The organism is Deltaproteobacteria bacterium (assembly GCA_019912665.1).
In the GTDB taxonomy this organism is placed as follows: domain Bacteria; phylum Desulfobacterota; class GWC2-55-46; order GWC2-55-46; family GWC2-55-46; genus UBA5799.
Genome location: JAIOIE010000021.1, coordinates 166,622 through 181,913 on the forward strand (window position 1 = coordinate 166,622; position 15,292 = coordinate 181,913).

Genomic DNA, 15,292 nt, shown 5'->3' on the forward strand with positions numbered 1-15,292 from the left:
ATTATTTTCGAGTTTGTTCAGGGGGAGCGCAATCAGGAACTGACAGGCGCATTGTTTTTGAAAAGTCTCTATTTTTAGCTCATCTCTTTTCGAGATGCATTCTGCCGAGCGCCCGAAATAGGGAAGGCGAACCGGCTCATATCGGCTTAGCCCTCGCGCTGGTTCCCCCGTATTCTCTCGAACCTCTCAAGTATGACCTCGGCCCTGTACTTGTAATCGGCGGCCACCCTGTTCGAGGGATCGAGCTCCAGGACCGTATCCCATTCCTTTATGGCGAGCTCCATCTCCTCGCTCTGGAAATACGCGATGCCGTTTCTCAAGTGCTTTTCAACCGCCTTGTCCCGCTCGGAGGCGGCCTTCTCAAGGAGCTCCTTCGCGTTCATGTATGAGGGGATTATCCTCAAAGCGGCCGTAAACTCCTCGATGGCCCTGTGGTATGCGCTCGACTCGAGATAGACCTTGCCCTTAAGGTAATGGAGGTTGGCCAGGTCCTCGGGCGCGTCGTCCTTGGCGATGATCTTTTTCACCGCCGTGGCCGGGGCCGCGGCGGCTTTTTTCCCGGCCTGGAAAGCGGCGCCGGAGGATACCGCCGTCCTGGGCGGCGCCTGACCGGACCTCATCGCCTCGGTTACGAGATCGAGCTTGCGCCTGGCGAGCAGGTTATCGGGGTTGTACCGGAGAGAGTCCCTGTACTCAGCCGCTGCCTTCGACAGTATCCCGGCCCTTTCGTAATCCTCGGCCATATCCATGTGCCTCCTCGAGAGCTGCATGGATATGGAGTTTATGTCCTGGAGGAGTTTCCTCGAGGCCCTGTAGTTCGGGTCGCTTCTGGGTATCCTGCTCGCCTTCTCCCGGGCCTCGGACAGCCTGCCGTTCTCGTACAGCAGGACGGCCCTGTCGTATTCGGTGCCCTGCGCGTACCGCGTGGACATCTGCACGCATCCGGCCATGAGGGCGAAGAGCGCTATCGTCATAGACAGCCTAAATAACAAAGCCTTCCTCCCTGAGCTCCCTGCACGCGAGGCTTACGACCCCTTCCACCTCGCCTGCCCAGCGCGGCCCGAGCTCCTTTATGTTATAGAGCGTAACGGGTTTATCGAAGCCCTTCAAGTATACGCCCCGCATCTCCTCGGCGACCACGTCCGCGGCCACCCTGCTGTAGATGAACTCGCTTACGAGTATCTCCCCGCCCCTCGCCAGGTCGGTGAGCCTCGAGGCCGTGTTGACCGGGTCTCCCACCGCGGTATACTCCATCCTGACGCTTGAGCCCATGTTCCCGACGATGACCTCGCCCGCGTCGAGACCGATGCCCATCTCAAGGGCCGTCTCTCCGCGCTCCGCCCTGAGCGAGTTCATCCTCTCGACCGCGAGCTTCACGGCCATTGCCGCCTTCACGCCCTGTTCGAGGTGCGAAAGGCTCCTTATGGGCGAGCCGAAAACGCTCATGACCGCGTCGCCTATGAACTTGTCTATCGTGCCCTCGAACCTGAAAACCATGTCGGTTACGACCGTGAAATACCTGTTGAGGAGTTCGACTATCTCCTCCGGCTCCATCTTCCTCGACATGGAGGTGAAGCCCCGGATATCCGCGAAAAAGACCGTTACCTCCCTCCTGTGGCCCCCGAGCCTTACTCGCTCCGGGTCCCTGAATATCTCGTCGGCCACGTGCCGGCTGACATAGCGGTTAAGGACCCCCCTCAGTATCTCCTTTTTCTTCAGGTCCGAGGCCATCCTGTTGAACGAGGCCACCAGGTCGCCTATCTCGTCCTTTCTCACCTCCGGGATGCGGTAGTCGAAGTTCCCCAGGGCTATTTCCCTGGTGCCCTGGAAGAGCCTGAGGACCGGCCTCAAGAGCCCCGAGGCGAGCGGGATTGAAAAAAGCGTGACTGCCCCGGCCACCATGAAACCGATTATGGTCACCCTCGTTACCGCGCGCCTTACCTGCTCCCTGATAAAGCCCTTAGAGAAGGACACTACCGTGTAGCCGACGGTCGTATCCCTGAATACTATGGGGGAGGCGAATGTAATTGACTTCTCGTCACCGTGGTCTATGGTCCACGGTGCCTCCTCGCCGTGCCGGGCCATTATGAGACCGGTGTCGAATAACGCGAAATCGCCGCCAGCCTCGAGCACGTCCTTGTGCGCCTCGACCTCGAACCTGTGGTTAAGGATGTAGGCGTCCAGTATTCCGGGATACTTGAGTATGTTCTGGACGGCGAGCGTCATGCCCAGCGTGTCCTTTTGCATGAATGGCATCTTGGAGCCGTTCGCGAACTCGTGGGTTATGGTCCCGGCCATTGAGCGGAGCTGCTCCTCGAGGTCGGACTTGTGCTGCAATATGAGGATCGCGCCTATGGAAACGGTGGCCGCGAAAAGGAGGGTCGAGAGTATGACCGCCAGCTTTATCTTGATGCCTATCTTCAAGTCCGACCGTCACCGATGGAAGGAAAAGCGCCATTATGCCGGCGAGCCGCATAGCTAGACTCACCCCCGGCGCGCTAAAAAAACACAAATCGCATGTAATGCCCGTGACCGCGGTCACGGAAAAGCATTTAGGGGAAATGGGAGACTCTCGGAGAGATTAAGGCCGGTTTATTAAACCACGGGGGCGCGGCGGATTAAATCCCTTTAAGAACGGGGAAAAAGGAACTGCCGAACGGAGCTGACGCGTGCCGTACCTCTCCAGTGCGATTACATTCCGAACACCTGATTAAAAAAAGCCGGAGGCTGCCGTAAGCCGGATTCTGTTCCCGGTAAAAACCGGGCGGCGGCCATTCGTCTAGGCCTGCCGTTGCCGGCAGGCTCGAGCGGCCAACCCGTTCCGCCCTCCCGAAGGAAAAGGACGGGCAGTCCTTGATGCGGAACCTATTTGGCCTTGCACCGGGAGGGGGTTGCCAAGCCCTGCCGGTCACCCGGCAGGCTGGTGGGCTCTTACCCCGCCTTTTCACCCTTACCGCCCTTTCGGGCGGCGGTATCTTTTCTGTGGCCCTGTCCCTGGGGTCGCCCCCGGTCGCCGTTAGCGACCTCCCTGCCCTGTGGTGTCCGGACTTTCCTCCGGCCCGAAGGCCGGTGGCCGCCCGGCAGCCTCCGGCGTGTATAATATTACACTATTCGGATGAAAACTTAAAGCCCATACCAGAGCTGCTGCGAAGTACTCCGGGTCACTGCCCCCGCCGCTCTATAGCCTCGTTGGCCAGCTTGTCAGCGAGGCTGTTCTCTTCCCTGTAGACGTGGACTATCTTGGAGGTCCTGAAGCCCTTCATGAGCCGCGCCGCCTCCTCGAAAAGGGGCTTAAGCTCCTCGCTCTTGACCCTGTATGCTCCAGTCATCTGCTTTACGACAAGTTCGGAGTCGGCGAATACCTCTATGTCCCTTATGCCCATTGACCTGGCTTCTGCAAGGGCCATTACGAGGGCCTTGTACTCCGCCATGTTATTGGTAGTTACGCCGAGATACTTCCTGAGCTCCCTTACGACCTTCCCCTGCGGGTCCTTTATGACGGCGCCGGCGCCGGCCTCGCCGGGGTTGCCGCGCGACGCGCCGTCCACACGCAACTCGTAAGGCCCGGAAAGCGGGGGCGCAAAAAGGGGCTCCTGGACCGGCTCTCCGGCGAGGCCCTTCAATATGGCCCTCGCCTCGTCCTCGGTAATTCCGAGCCTTTTGATCGCGGCCCGGACGTCAAGTGTGCTGGAAAGTTCTTTAAGGAATCTCGTTACGAGGCCGCTGTCCCTTCGGGACATCTATACGGCCTCTAATTCGGCCTGGGGCAGCTCGGCGTACAGGAGCCGGTGGCAGTGGGGGCAGGAATGGATCTCTTCGGTGCCTTTCTTAAGCATTATGAAGATCTGCGGGGGGATGTGAGTGAAGCAGCCCTGGCATATCTCTTCCTTTACAAGCACAAGCCCAAGGCCGCCCCTCCGGGACCGAATCATCTCGTATTTCCTCATTATATCCGGCCTGATGGGCGCCTTCTTCTCGTCTCTTGACTTAAGCTTTTCTTCCTGGGCCGACCTCCAGCCGTCCTTTTTGGCCTCGAGCTCGCCTGAGAGCCTGTCGAATTCTTCCTGCCGGACCCGGAGCTCCTCTTTTTTAGCGGCAAGCGCCGCCTCTTTATCCTGGACCTTTGTCATAAGGGCGGCCTTCTCCTGCTCGCCCTGCTTTCTGGACTTGTTGGCGCCGTTTATCTCTTTTGTAAGCGCGTTGAGCTCCCTGTCGTTCTTGACGGAGTTGAGCCTGCCTTCGTCCTTCGATATCCTCTCGGCGCTCTCCCGTATCCTGTCCTCGATGCCCTTGAGCTGCTCCTTGAGGCCGGCTAGCTCCTCTTCGAGGACGGCTGCCGATTTTCCGATCCCTTCGAGCTCGGCCCCGAGCCCCTCCATCCTGCCCAGGTATTCCTTTTCCTCTTCATCCAGGGACTTTATCTCAAGGTCTATCCGCTGTATCTCTTCGAGGACTCTCAACGTCTCTATCAATAAAATGCCTCCAAGGCTGGAATTTTTTGGTGGGCCCACCTGGACTCGAACCAGGGACCGACCGGTTATGAGCCGGTGGCTCTTCCAACTGAGCTATGGGCCCTTATGGGTTAAACTTGCGGCAAAGCAGGGGGCCCCGGAACGGAACGGATGCGGGCTGGTGAATCGCACCCCCGTGAGTCAATATGTTATTTTAAGAAATAAAAGCTTTCCTTGTCAAGGCGTTTCTTGGGAATTTAAGCTCCGAAAGGCGTTTTCAGCGCCTTGACAGCGAGGATTAAAAGATTAAGGTTTAATTAGGGACCAATAAAAGGGCCCAAGTCCCGGCAAAAGGGAACCCCGCACGCGCCCTTCCTTCGCCAGCCTTCCTCAAGCTCAAACCGCTAAACGCGAAAGCCGGGGCCTTCCCAATCGAGGCAAAATCTATGGATGACGGGCAGGAGAGAAAGAAAATCCTTTTTGTGGACGATGACGAGAAGCTCCGGAGTTTCTGCTCCGAGGTCCTCATGGGGGCCGGCTACAATGTGGAGGTCGCATCCAGCGGCACGGAGGCGTACGGGAAGCTCAGGGAATCGAAATTCGACCTTGTCATAACGGGCATGAGGATACCAGGGCTCGACGGCATGGGCCTTTACCTGAGCACCCTCAAGGTCTATTCAAATATGAAAGAGCGGTTCCTTTTCATGACCGAGGACACCTGCGCCGATTTCGAAAGCCAGGAGGTCATAACAAGACAGAACGAGAAATACATAATCAAACCGTTCGACATAAAGGAGCTCCTTAAGAAGGTCGAAAGCCTGACCGGGGCCAACCTCTCGGCCTTTTTCGCGAAATACAGGGACATGAGCGAGAACAGGCGCGAGGAGAGACGGCTTTGCTGGGCCGAGGACTGCAAAGTCTTCGAAGACGGCTCGTCAACTCCCAGGCCCTTTACCCAGACGACCGACATATCGAGGCACGGAATGAGAATAAGGTACATGGGGAGCCCAGTAAAGACGGACTCGACCGTGCGTGTGATCCTCAAGCATCTCGACGTGAGGAGCACCGGCCGAATAGTCTGGTCAAACGCGATTAACGGCATTGAGGCCGCGTCAGGCCTCTCGCTTTTCGAGCCCATACCGGCAACCGCCCTCTCCATAGTCCTCCGGGGCCGGAAGACCTTCATACCGCCGCTCGTGTCGAGGGAGACGGAATAAGCACCATGACAACGGAATAAGCACCATGACAGAAGTCCAGTGTGGTCATTCCTTCTTGCAAAAAGCCGATTAACGCGCTGCCGCGCGGTTTTCGAGGGGCTCGCGCTAGCCCCTCCCATCCTGTAAACGGGCCCCTGGTCGCGGAGTTTACCCTGAGTGAAGCGAAGGGCCTCGTTCTCTTCCCCGGCCCGTTCATGCTCTTCCGCCGAGCTCGACTTACCCTCATGTGTGTGTTTCAAGACACAAGTAATCTCTCATCACTTTGTTTTTGCATTTCAAACTACCAGAGGGCATAAGGTGAAGCGAACATAAAGATGGAGGAAGGGCGGGCGAGGCGAGGCAGCAGGAGCGAGGCCAAGGCCGAGCGACATAAGGCCGAGCCCGGAGGATGGAGGCGGAACGAGAGCGGAGCCTTATGCCCAAAAAGAGCGCGGCAGCGCGCAAAAGGCCTTTTCAGAAACCGGACTTCATAAATGTCGTTTGCTTTTTCTAAAAAAAAGAAGGACTCCCACCTCTTTTTCTGACTCGTTAAAATAGGTTGAAAATAACCGTGGCTTTGGTAAATTTGTCTGCAACTCCTATTGAACAGAGGGAAAATGGCGAAAGACCTGCTTTTCGAGTTAGGAACAGAAGAACTCCCGGCCGGGGTGGCGCCCAGGGCGCTTTCCGCGCTCGAAGGCTTTCTGAGGAAGGGGCTCGAATCAAGCAAGCTCAAGTTCGGCGCTATTCGGGCGCTCGGCACCCCGAGGCGGTTGACCCTCATGGTCGAGGGGCTCGACGAAAGGCAGCCCGATTCGCTCCTTGAGATCAAGGGCCCGAACACGAAGGCGGCTTATGACGCGGAAGGGAAGCCCACAGGCGCGCTCCTGGGCTTTGCGCGGTCCCAAGGCGTCCATGTATCTGAGCTAAAGAGCGTAAAGACGGACAAGGGCGAATACGTAATGGCGATAAAGGAGGTCAAGGGCGAGGCCACCTCAAGGATACTCCCTGACGTCGTCGCCGACATGCTCTCAAGGGACTTCCTCCCCAAGTCCATGAGGTGGGGTTCCCACGATATCTCGTTCTCCCGCCCCATCCACTGGATTCTCCTCCTCTTCGGGGGGGAACCGGTCGATTTCAGCCACGGACACATAAAGAGCTCCAGGGTCACATACGGCCACAGATTTCTTTCGGAGCGCGAGGATTCGAAGCTCAGGCCCGTAAAGGTCGCCTCCATTGAGTCGTACCTCGAAGGGCTCAAAAAAAGCTTTGTGATAGCAGACCAGGCCGAGAGGAAACGCATCATATCCGAAGGCATCGAAAAGGCCGCCAGGGAAGCGGGCGGGAGCGTAATGCCAGACGAGGCGCTCCTTGAGGAGGTTTCGTGGCTTGTAGAATACCCTGTCGTCGTTCGGGGCTCATTTGACCGCGAGTTCCTGGACCTCCCCAGGGACATAGTCGTTAACGCCATGAGGGAGCATCAGAGGTACTTCTCCATCCTTAATGATAAAGGCGGGCTCCTCCCCTATTTCATAACGGTCGCCAACACGCTTGCCAAGGACATGGATATCGTAAGGAAAGGCAACGAGCGGGTCTTGAGGGCCAGGCTCAACGACGCCAAATTCTACTACGAGCAGGACGTAAGAAAGCCACTTGCGGAAATGGCCGAAAAGCTCAAGGGCGTCGTATTCCAGGCCAAGCTCGGCACATCTTACGAGAAGGCCGAAAGGTTTACGGCCCTCGCCCTTGCGATAGGCGGAAAGGCCGGCTTTTCAAGGCCGATGGACGAGGGCGAGAAGCCCTCCGATTACCTGACGGAGAGCTTCAACCCCGCGCGGTTCGACCGTAGCGCGATTGACCCAGGCCTCTTTCAGAAGCTCGTCATAGGCAGGGCCGCCATGCTATCGAAAGCCGACCTCACATCCGGGGTAGTCGGGGAGTTTCCCAAGCTCCAGGGCGTAATGGGCTCGGTCTACGCAGGGAAGGGACGCGAGGCGCCGGAGGTGTGCGCGGCCATTTACGAACATTACATGCCGGTCTCGTCGGGTGGAGAGCTCCCCGCCTCGATTGCGGGCTCAATCGTAAGCATAGCGGACAAGACCGACACCATAGCGGGCTGCTTCGGGGTAGGCCTCATCCCGACCGGCGCTCAGGACCCTTATGCGCTACGGAGACAAGCCCTCGGCATAATAGCCATCATCCTTGAGAAGGACCTCCGCCTCCCCATTGACGGGCTCGTGGATGAGGCGCTCAAGCTCCTCGCGCCGAAGCTCAAGAGGCCCGCCAATGAAGTCCGCTCCGAGGTGCTCGATTTCTTCAAGGAGCGGCTCCGTAACCAGCTCCTCTCCCAGGGGCTTTCGCACGACTCGATAGATGCCGTGCTCTCCGCCCCCTGGCTCGACCTCCCGGACGCGGTAAGGAGGATAAAAGCGCTTGAGGGATTCAAGACGCACCCGGACGCGGGAAGGCTCGTGACTGCGTTCAAGAGGGTCTCGAACATACTTAAGAGTGTCGAGCCGGGCGAGGGCGGACCTGATCCGGCGCTACTGACCGAGCCGGCAGAAGCCGCCTTGGAAAAGGCCAGGGCGGAGATAGCCCCGGTAATGGAGGAGCGCCGGAAACTTGGCGAATACGCAGGAGCCTTCGAGGCGCTGGCCTCGATAAAGGACAGGATAGACTCCTTCTTTGACGAGGTCATGGTCATGGTCGAGGACGAGAAAATAAAGAGGAACCGCCTTAAGCTCCTCGCCTCGGTAAGGGATCTCTATTCCGGCATTGCCGATCTTTCTAAATTGACGGTATAGCGATCCTCCAGGCGGCTTGAGGCTTCACGGACGGATTTCCTGACATATGTCTTAAACATCCATTCCAGTTCATGGTATCTTAAAAGTACCCTGCAGGAGGGAAGATGGATTTCAAGCTGGTTGCCGCAGCATTCATATTGGCCGCAACACCGGCTTTCGCCGAAACAGGTCAAATGGAAGAGGCCTCCAATGCCGCGGCCGAAATAATAGATATGCGCTCAAGCCTTGCAAAGGCCTTCATAGAGCCTGGCATGGAAATAACGCCGGAAACTTTCAAGAACATTTGCGGCAGGGTGGGGGCCCGCGTAAAGGAACTCTCCGAAACCGGGGGGATGAAGATACGCCACGCTACTGAAAAGTACAGAAACCCGGCTAACAAGGCGGCCTCTGAAGAGGCCGCGCTTATAAAAAGGTTCGCGGACGAGAAAGACCTGAACGAGGTCCGGGACGAGCTGATAATCGACGGAAAATCCTACTTCCGCGCAACCAGGCCCATATTCGTCGAGGAGGCTTGCCTCGCCTGCCACGGCGACAGGGACGCGAGGCCCGCTTTCATAAAGGAGAAATATCCGGACGACAAGGCATTCGGATACAGGCCCGGCGACCTACGCGGCGTCATCTCCGTAATGGCGCCTGAAAACCCCGAAGGAGAAAAGAGATGAAAAGAGCTTTAGCGTTCATATTGTCCGCCGGCCTTCTGGCGGCTGCAGGAACATCCTATGCCGCCGACCACAATGCCATCCACGAGAAGATGATGAAGATGGGCGGGCCCAAACCCGATGACAGGGTGGAGCTTAAGCTCCCTGAGCCCATGAAGGCGATGCAGAAGAGGATGATGCGCCAGCACCTCGACACTGTGAGCGAGATAGCAGCCGCGCTCGGCGCAAACGATATGAATAAGGCCGCCTCAATTGCGCGTGGGCTCGGCTGGACGCCTGAAGAGGAGGAGCGGTGTGAAGCAGTAGGTGAAATGACCGGCGAGACAGACTTCCTTTCGCTCGGAAAGGCGGTGCACGTTACCGCAGACGAGCTCGCGGAAGCAGCTCAGGCTGGCAACAGGGACAAGGCCCTCATGGACCTTTCAAGGCTCATAAAAAACTGCAATTCGTGCCACGAGAAGTTCAGGCACTGAGAACCATGATCAAAGCCAAAATAATGAAGGGGCGGGAGACCGCCCCTTCATTATTTTGATTCCTTGATAAACTTCAGCGCCTCGTTCAACGCCGGTATTCCGGCCCTGCCGCCGAGCTCCCTGCACTTCATGGCAGCAACGGCAGAGGCGAACTCAACGGTCTTCTTGATGTCCCAGCCCTGAATAACCCCGTACGCGTAAGCGCCGTGGAAGACGTCGCCAGCCCCGGTAGTATCCACTGCCTTCACCTTGAAAGCCTTCTGGAGGTATACCTTGCCATCGGAGAAGGTGAAGCTCCCCTTGTCGCCCACGGTTACGGTTATCGCCCTGGTCCTGCCGGTCCTGAGCTTCTTGAAGGCCTCCTTTATGCTGAGCTTCAGGTCCGAGACGAACCGGTCCGAAGAGACCACGTAATCGCACATGGACGCGAGCCTGAGCATTCCCGGCCTCATGCTCCCGGCATCGAGCATGACGGGGATGCGGAGCCGGATTGCGTGCTCCGCTGCCTTGTAGGAGGCCTCGGTCATGAGGCCGTCGAGGAGGAGAAAGCCAGCGCCCTTAAAGAAAGCAGGGTCGACCTCGCGCTCCGAAAGGGGCTCAACCGTGGGCCTCTGCCAGCAGATGGTCCTTGAGCCTGTCTTTTTGTTCACCATTACGACGGCCTGCTGCGACCTGCCGCCGGGCTTGGCAAGAAGGCCCTTTACGTCCACCCCATCGGCCTTGAGCCCCCGTCTTATCTCGTCTCCCGCAGGGTCGTCCGATACCCTGCCTATTATAGCGGTCTTTACTCCGAGGCGGCTCAGGGTCACGAGGGCCGTGGCTACCGGCCCGCCTCCCTGGACAGTGAAGTCGAGGACCTCTTTTTTCTCATCCTCCGGCGGAAAACCGTCGAGTAGCGTTATGTAGTCGAGTGAGCACTGCCCGAGGCCTACTACCTTCATCTCTCTCCCACCGCCTGCACGGCCACCCTGCGTTTCCTCGGCCTGTTGTCAAAATCTATGAGCACTACCTGCTGCCAGGTCCCGAGGGCCATTGAGCCTCCGATGACCGGTATGGTTATTCCCGGCTTAAGAAGTGACGCGCGCACGTGGGCGAAACCGTTGCCGTCGCCCCATTGGCTGTCGTGCTTGTAAGGGATGCCCCTAGGCGCCATGCGCTCTATGGCGTCCTTCAAGTCCTCGATTACGCCTTTCTCGTATTCTATCGTTGTGATGGAAGCAGTCGAGCCGACGACGAAGACGGAGATAAGCCCATCCCTCATGCCAGACTCATTAAGCGCCGCCTCGACTTTTGAAGTGATGTCGATTATGTCGGAAAAGCCCTTTGAGCTTATGTCGATATAAGAGGAGAAGGTCATTGGGGAAAGATAGCACCTTAAGACAGTGCTGTCAAACCGGGGCTACTATGCCGATTTCAAACCGCCGCAAAGGGCTTTTGCTGGTTTTGCAAATTCCCTATTGCACTTTATTATTGTATAATCTATGTCATAGGGCATTGCAGGCGCTTAAGGAAACGGCAGCCGGGCTTAAGAAGCGAATCAAGCTTTATAGGCTCGTTATCGGCCATCCCCGGACCCCTCTGGCTCCGAAGCTCCTCCTCTGGCTTGCGGTCGGATATACTCTCCTCCCATTCGACCTGATCCCGGACTTTATCCCGGTCCTGGGCCAGCTTGACGACCTTATAATCGTGCCGCTCCTTGCAATAGCGGCGCTCAGGCTTATCCCGCGGGAAATAATCGAAGAATGCGAAAGGCCGGTCCGAGAAGGGTAATCAAAAGACCTTCCTGCTGTCGAGCATTAGCGTGACCGGTCCGTCGTTTATCGATTCCACCTCCATGTGCGCCTGGAACTCGCCAGTCTCCACCCTGACCGACTCGCCGAGCCTCTTGACGAGCGCCTCGTAAATTTTCCTTGCACTTTGGGGCTCCTCGGCCCTGTCAAAGGAGGGCCTCCTGCCCTTGCGGCAGTCCCCGAGTAGCGTAAACTGCGAGATGACGAGAAGCGACCCGCCCGCCTCTTTTACGTCCAGGTTCATCTTGCCCTGGCGGTCCTCGAATACCCTCAGGCCGGTTATCTTGGAAGCCATGTAATCCAGATCCTCCGGGCCGTCCCCCTTCTCGACACCCACGAATACGAGGAGCCCTTTTTCTATAACCCCTGTCATCCGGCCGGAAACGGAAACCGAGGCGGACGCAACCCTCTGGACCACGGCCCTCATCTACTTCACAGCCCTCACCGCTACAGTATCGCCCACGCGGGCCCCAAGGGCCTCTGCGGCGTTTCCGCGATTGACCGCGACCTCGAGATACCCGGTGCTTCCGATGAGGGCCGTGGCGGCGCCCTTCTCGACCATGGCGTATGTCTTTTTGAGGCCGGTGAGCGCGGCATTCTTGACGGTCACCTCTACCGCCGTCCCATCCAGGGCTGAGAGGTCCTCGCGCCGGATGTTCGTTATGAGGTTTCCGAAAGAATCTATATAGACGACCTCGCCTCTCAGGCCGCCCTTTTCGGGAACTGTCTTCGGGAGGTCAAGCGCCAGTATCTTATCGAGCGCCTGCCCCGTCTCCTCGGGCTTTGCGCCGAGGCTTAAGTGAGCCGCGACCGGGCCGAAAATATCCCTTCCATGGAAGGTGCTCATGACCTCGTCCCTGAAGAGCTCCCTATTTGTAAGCTCGACTGCCCTTAAAATGCCGTCTTCGCGGACCGAGGGACTTAATAGACCGTTATCCGGGCCGATATAGAAAAACCTTCTGGTCTCGACCAGTATCGGTTTCCTGTCCCCCCCGACACCGGGGTCCACGACCGCCACATGGATCGTCTTTTCAGGGAAATAGCGGGAAGCGCCCAGGAGCACGAACGCTCCTTCGAGTATGTTTCCGGGCTGGACAAGGTGGGTTATGTCAACGATCCGGACCCCCGGGTTGATCGACAAGATGGCGCCTTTCATGGCGCCCTGGTAGGGGTCCTTCAGCCCGAAATCGGTCGTCAACGTGATTATCCGTTCCATTGCGGGAATAGTCTATTACACAGGGGCCGGTTTTTCAATCCCGCAGACGCGGGCTTCGCCATCCAATATCCGGGTTAGAAAAGCATGAAAGGAGAGTGAACGTGACAGAAGGGCCGGGCAAGCAGCGGCTGAAGGGCAGGGTTACCCTCCAGCCCTTAAGTCTGTGCCGGCTCAGCCTCTGGGCGAGAATGTCTTGCAGTCCGCGTGCTCGCTGTGGTGGGAGACGTTTATGCCGGGGGCGGTACACTCGTAGGACTTGTTATAATTGCATTCGTAGGCCCTGCATGCCCCTACGCCGCCGACGATGTCCGCCCCGCCCTTTGTCGGGGCCCTGTAGAAGGTATCGCATGTGGCATGCCCGCCGTCGCCGACCGTGATAGCCATCGTGTGGCATTCGCTGTTTGTGTTGTACGCGCATTCAAGCACCGTACAGCTCATTATCTTCGGCATTGTAATGGCCATTTGTACCCCCCTTTTTAATTCTTGGAATCCGGGCCGCCCTATCCCCTGTAAATCTGAGTATAACCCCGTTCCGGGCCGTGTCAATCCGCATTAAACCCTAAAGATTTCCTGCCCGTTTCCGATAAATCTGAGTGGAGGCAACCTCTAAAAATTAGAGATTTTTCCCGCAATCAAGGAAGGCCGGGAATAAAAAGCGGAGCATATATGACAATATGTGAGCATTTTTATTACCGGCCTGACGCAGAGTCCGGGGAAAAGATCAATTTCTGGAGGTTGTCTGGATAAAATCGCCCTCCGGACGGCTTAAATATATGATGAAAAAAATAAGACTTTCTGAGCTGGAAAAAGGCATGTATGTCTGCGGCGTCGAGAAGCGCGGCATGAGCCCGGTTTTCCTCGTGAATGACATCCTCGTGCGCTCGGATGACGACCTGACGAGGATGTCCGCCAGGGGATACGCCCATGTATACATTTCACTGAATGAAAAGGAAGCGGCCCAGCACGCGGCAAATGACGGGGACGGGGCCGCAGGAGCGCCTTTTTACCCCGGAACAGAAACGCTCACGGCTGCAGATGAAGGGGCCCAAGGGGCAGAAAGCGGCAAAGACAACCCGTCCGACCCGTATCGCGAGTTCAAGAAAGAGCTTGCGGAAGCCGAGGACATCCGGCATGACGCCGAGCAGGTGGTTAGGGACTTCCTCCAGAACGCCAGGTCCGGGCAGAGTATAGACTCGGACAGGGTCCTCGAAACCGTCGGCCGCATGGTCGACTCGGTAATAAGGAACCAGGACGCGCTCACTAGCCTTGCAAGGCTCAAGAGCTTCGACGATTACACCTTCGCTCATTCCGTGAACGTGTGCATACTCTCGCTCGCGGTCGGCAGGCACCTCGGGCTCGAGAAAGACGACCTCGACCAGCTCGGCCTGGGGGCCATACTCCACGACATAGGGAAGATGCTCGTGCCAGGAGACCTCCTTAACAAGCCCGGCCGCCTTAGCGAAGGCGAGTTCACGGTCATGAAAAAGCACACGGAGCTCGGCAAGGACGTGCTCGCAGGTATGAAATGCGTGAAGGAGCCCGCTTTGAGGGTGGTGCTCGAGCACCACGAGCGCTTCGACGGGAGCGGCTACCACATGCGGCTTTCAGGAAGCGGCATACACCTCTACGCGCGCATAACTGGAATAGCCGACGTGTACGATGCGATGACCAGCAACAGGGTCTACCAGAAAGGCATGCGCCCGGAGGACGCGCTCAAGAGGCTATACCATTCAAGAGGCTCCCTCTTCGACCCGGAACTTGTAGAGAGGCTCATAAAATGCCTGGGGGTCTACCCCATCGGGACCTGCGTAGAGCTCAATACAGGCGAGGCGGCCATCGTCAATATGATAAACCACTCGCACCCGCTTAAGCCCCGCGTGCTCCTTATAGCGGACAGGGAGGGCCTGCCTTTCCCCGTGCCCCTGGAAACCGACCTCAAGGAGGACGCCGGGAGGTGGATCGTCGGGTCTAAAAAGCCCGAGGAATTCGCCTTCCATATCCCTGCCCTCTGCGCCAACTGACCGGGTGTGTGCTGAAAAACCGCCAGTTTTCAATCCATTCTTTAAACGGAGGCAAAAGCGCTCGCGACCAAGCGCCTTTTGCCTCCTCTGCATGCCTGCCCGTCCGCCATTTATCAGTGACCGCTCCGCCGAAATATTGTATATTGTAGGCTAAGAAATGGAGGAAGCCATGAATGAGCTGGTGAGGCTTGACCTGAGGGGCGCGCCGGTGCACGAGCGCCACCCGATGGTATTCGACGGATGGGAAGGGCTTGCGGCCGGCAAGGTCCTGCAGATAGTAAACGACTACGACCCGAGGGCGATCCGGTACATGCTCGAATCCGAATACGCCGGAAAGTTCGAATGGGAGTGCGTGTCCAGCGGCCCCGAATGGGTGGTGAACATAACGAAGACCAGGCTTCCCGAGGCGAGCGGCGAGGAACTCAGGAAAAAGGTCATCGCCGGGCTCGATAATGTGCGGCCGCATCTCCAGGCAGACGGCGGCGACGTCGAGCTTGTGGATATAGACGAGGCCGAAAAGGTCGTCAAGGTGCGCCTTACCGGGGCGTGCGGGGGCTGCCCCTCGGCGGCCATGACCCTCAAGTCAGGGGTCGAGGTGCAGGTGAGGAAGTTCGCCCCGGAGATACTGAGGGTCGAGCCGGTTTAACCGGCTGGCCTATGCTGTAAAAAAACGCGATTTCCT

At 57.6% G+C, this 15,292-nt stretch carries 16 protein-coding genes, 1 tRNA gene and 1 other RNA gene; 7 read left to right on the forward strand and 11 right to left on the reverse strand.

The window, feature by feature from the left end:
• Window positions 1-146: 146 nt before the first annotated feature.
• The 6 genes from K8I01_10210 to K8I01_10235 all read right to left on the reverse strand — a co-directional run bounded on the left by K8I01_10210 (window position 147) and on the right by K8I01_10235 (window position 4,575).
• On the reverse strand, window positions 147-992 hold the full coding sequence (locus K8I01_10210) for a tetratricopeptide repeat protein (GenBank protein MBZ0220792.1): 846 nt from the start codon (window positions 990-992) through the stop codon (window positions 147-149).
• Window positions 982-2,424, reverse strand: coding sequence for a HAMP domain-containing protein (locus tag K8I01_10215; GenBank protein MBZ0220793.1), 1,443 nt, complete (start codon window positions 2,422-2,424; stop codon window positions 982-984). Before K8I01_10215 ends, K8I01_10210 begins: the two co-directional genes overlap by 11 nt.
• A gap of 294 nt (window positions 2,425-2,718) precedes the next feature.
• An RNA gene (gene rnpB / locus K8I01_10220) (RNase P RNA component class A) lies at window positions 2,719-3,089 on the reverse strand.
• A gap of 72 nt (window positions 3,090-3,161) precedes the next feature.
• Window positions 3,162-3,740, reverse strand: a complete 579-nt coding sequence (locus K8I01_10225; GenBank protein MBZ0220794.1) for a ribonuclease HI family protein — start codon at window positions 3,738-3,740, stop codon at window positions 3,162-3,164.
• A complete protein-coding gene (locus tag K8I01_10230) occupies window positions 3,741-4,472 on the reverse strand; it encodes a hypothetical protein (protein ID MBZ0220795.1) in 732 nt (243 codons plus the stop codon). It abuts the gene before it with no gap.
• A gap of 27 nt (window positions 4,473-4,499) precedes the next feature.
• Window positions 4,500-4,575: transfer RNA gene (locus K8I01_10235), tRNA-Ile, on the reverse strand.
• Between the two features lie 322 nt (window positions 4,576-4,897).
• Here K8I01_10235 and K8I01_10240 point away from each other — a divergent pair.
• From K8I01_10240 to K8I01_10255, 4 genes are all read left to right on the forward strand, one after another.
• A complete protein-coding gene (locus K8I01_10240; protein MBZ0220796.1) occupies window positions 4,898-5,668 on the forward strand; it encodes a response regulator in 771 nt (256 codons plus the stop codon).
• A 596-nt stretch (window positions 5,669-6,264) separates the two neighbouring features.
• The gene (gene glyS / locus K8I01_10245; protein MBZ0220797.1) at window positions 6,265-8,451 is read left to right on the forward strand and encodes a glycine--tRNA ligase subunit beta; all 2,187 of its coding nucleotides are present in this window, start codon (window positions 6,265-6,267) and stop codon (window positions 8,449-8,451) included.
• Window positions 8,452-8,555: 104 nt separating this feature from the next.
• Entirely contained in the window at window positions 8,556-9,113 is a 558-nt protein-coding gene (locus tag K8I01_10250) for a DUF3365 domain-containing protein (protein MBZ0220798.1), read from the forward strand.
• The gene (locus tag K8I01_10255; protein MBZ0220799.1) at window positions 9,110-9,583 is read left to right on the forward strand and encodes a cytochrome c; all 474 of its coding nucleotides are present in this window, start codon (window positions 9,110-9,112) and stop codon (window positions 9,581-9,583) included. The genes K8I01_10250 and K8I01_10255 overlap by 4 nt, the downstream gene beginning before the upstream one ends.
• A 50-nt stretch (window positions 9,584-9,633) precedes the next feature.
• Here K8I01_10255 and K8I01_10260 read toward each other — a convergent pair whose 3' ends face one another.
• Both K8I01_10260 and K8I01_10265 read right to left on the reverse strand, forming a co-directional pair.
• Entirely contained in the window at window positions 9,634-10,524 is an 891-nt protein-coding gene (locus tag K8I01_10260) for a sugar kinase (protein MBZ0220800.1), read from the reverse strand.
• Window positions 10,521-10,940, reverse strand: a complete 420-nt coding sequence (locus K8I01_10265; GenBank protein ID MBZ0220801.1) for a secondary thiamine-phosphate synthase enzyme YjbQ — start codon at window positions 10,938-10,940, stop codon at window positions 10,521-10,523. Before K8I01_10265 ends, K8I01_10260 begins: the two co-directional genes overlap by 4 nt.
• A 47-nt stretch (window positions 10,941-10,987) precedes the next feature.
• On the opposite strand from K8I01_10265, the gene K8I01_10270 reads away from it, so the two are divergent.
• Window positions 10,988-11,353 (forward strand): DUF1232 domain-containing protein, encoded by a 366-nt coding sequence (locus K8I01_10270; protein MBZ0220802.1) that lies wholly within the window; start codon window positions 10,988-10,990, stop codon window positions 11,351-11,353.
• Here K8I01_10270 and dtd read toward each other — a convergent pair whose 3' ends face one another.
• From dtd to K8I01_10285, 3 genes are all read right to left on the reverse strand, one after another.
• Window positions 11,354-11,800, reverse strand: a complete 447-nt coding sequence (gene dtd, locus K8I01_10275) for a D-tyrosyl-tRNA(Tyr) deacylase (GenBank protein MBZ0220803.1) — start codon at window positions 11,798-11,800, stop codon at window positions 11,354-11,356.
• The gene (locus K8I01_10280; protein MBZ0220804.1) at window positions 11,801-12,589 is read right to left on the reverse strand and encodes an S-adenosyl-l-methionine hydroxide adenosyltransferase family protein; all 789 of its coding nucleotides are present in this window, start codon (window positions 12,587-12,589) and stop codon (window positions 11,801-11,803) included.
• Window positions 12,590-12,760: 171 nt separating this feature from the next.
• On the reverse strand, window positions 12,761-13,051 hold the full coding sequence (locus K8I01_10285; GenBank protein ID MBZ0220805.1) for a DUF1540 domain-containing protein: 291 nt from the start codon (window positions 13,049-13,051) through the stop codon (window positions 12,761-12,763).
• 314 nt (window positions 13,052-13,365) lie between these two features.
• Between K8I01_10285 and K8I01_10290 the strand changes: the two genes are divergently transcribed.
• Together K8I01_10290 and K8I01_10295 are read left to right on the forward strand one after the other, a co-directional pair.
• Complete coding sequence (locus tag K8I01_10290; protein MBZ0220806.1) at window positions 13,366-14,610, forward strand: HD-GYP domain-containing protein; 1,245 nt, start codon at window positions 13,366-13,368, stop codon at window positions 14,608-14,610.
• Window positions 14,611-14,779: 169 nt separating this feature from the next.
• Window positions 14,780-15,256, forward strand: coding sequence for a NifU family protein (locus K8I01_10295; GenBank protein ID MBZ0220807.1), 477 nt, complete (start codon window positions 14,780-14,782; stop codon window positions 15,254-15,256).
• Window positions 15,257-15,292: the final 36 nt, after the last annotated feature.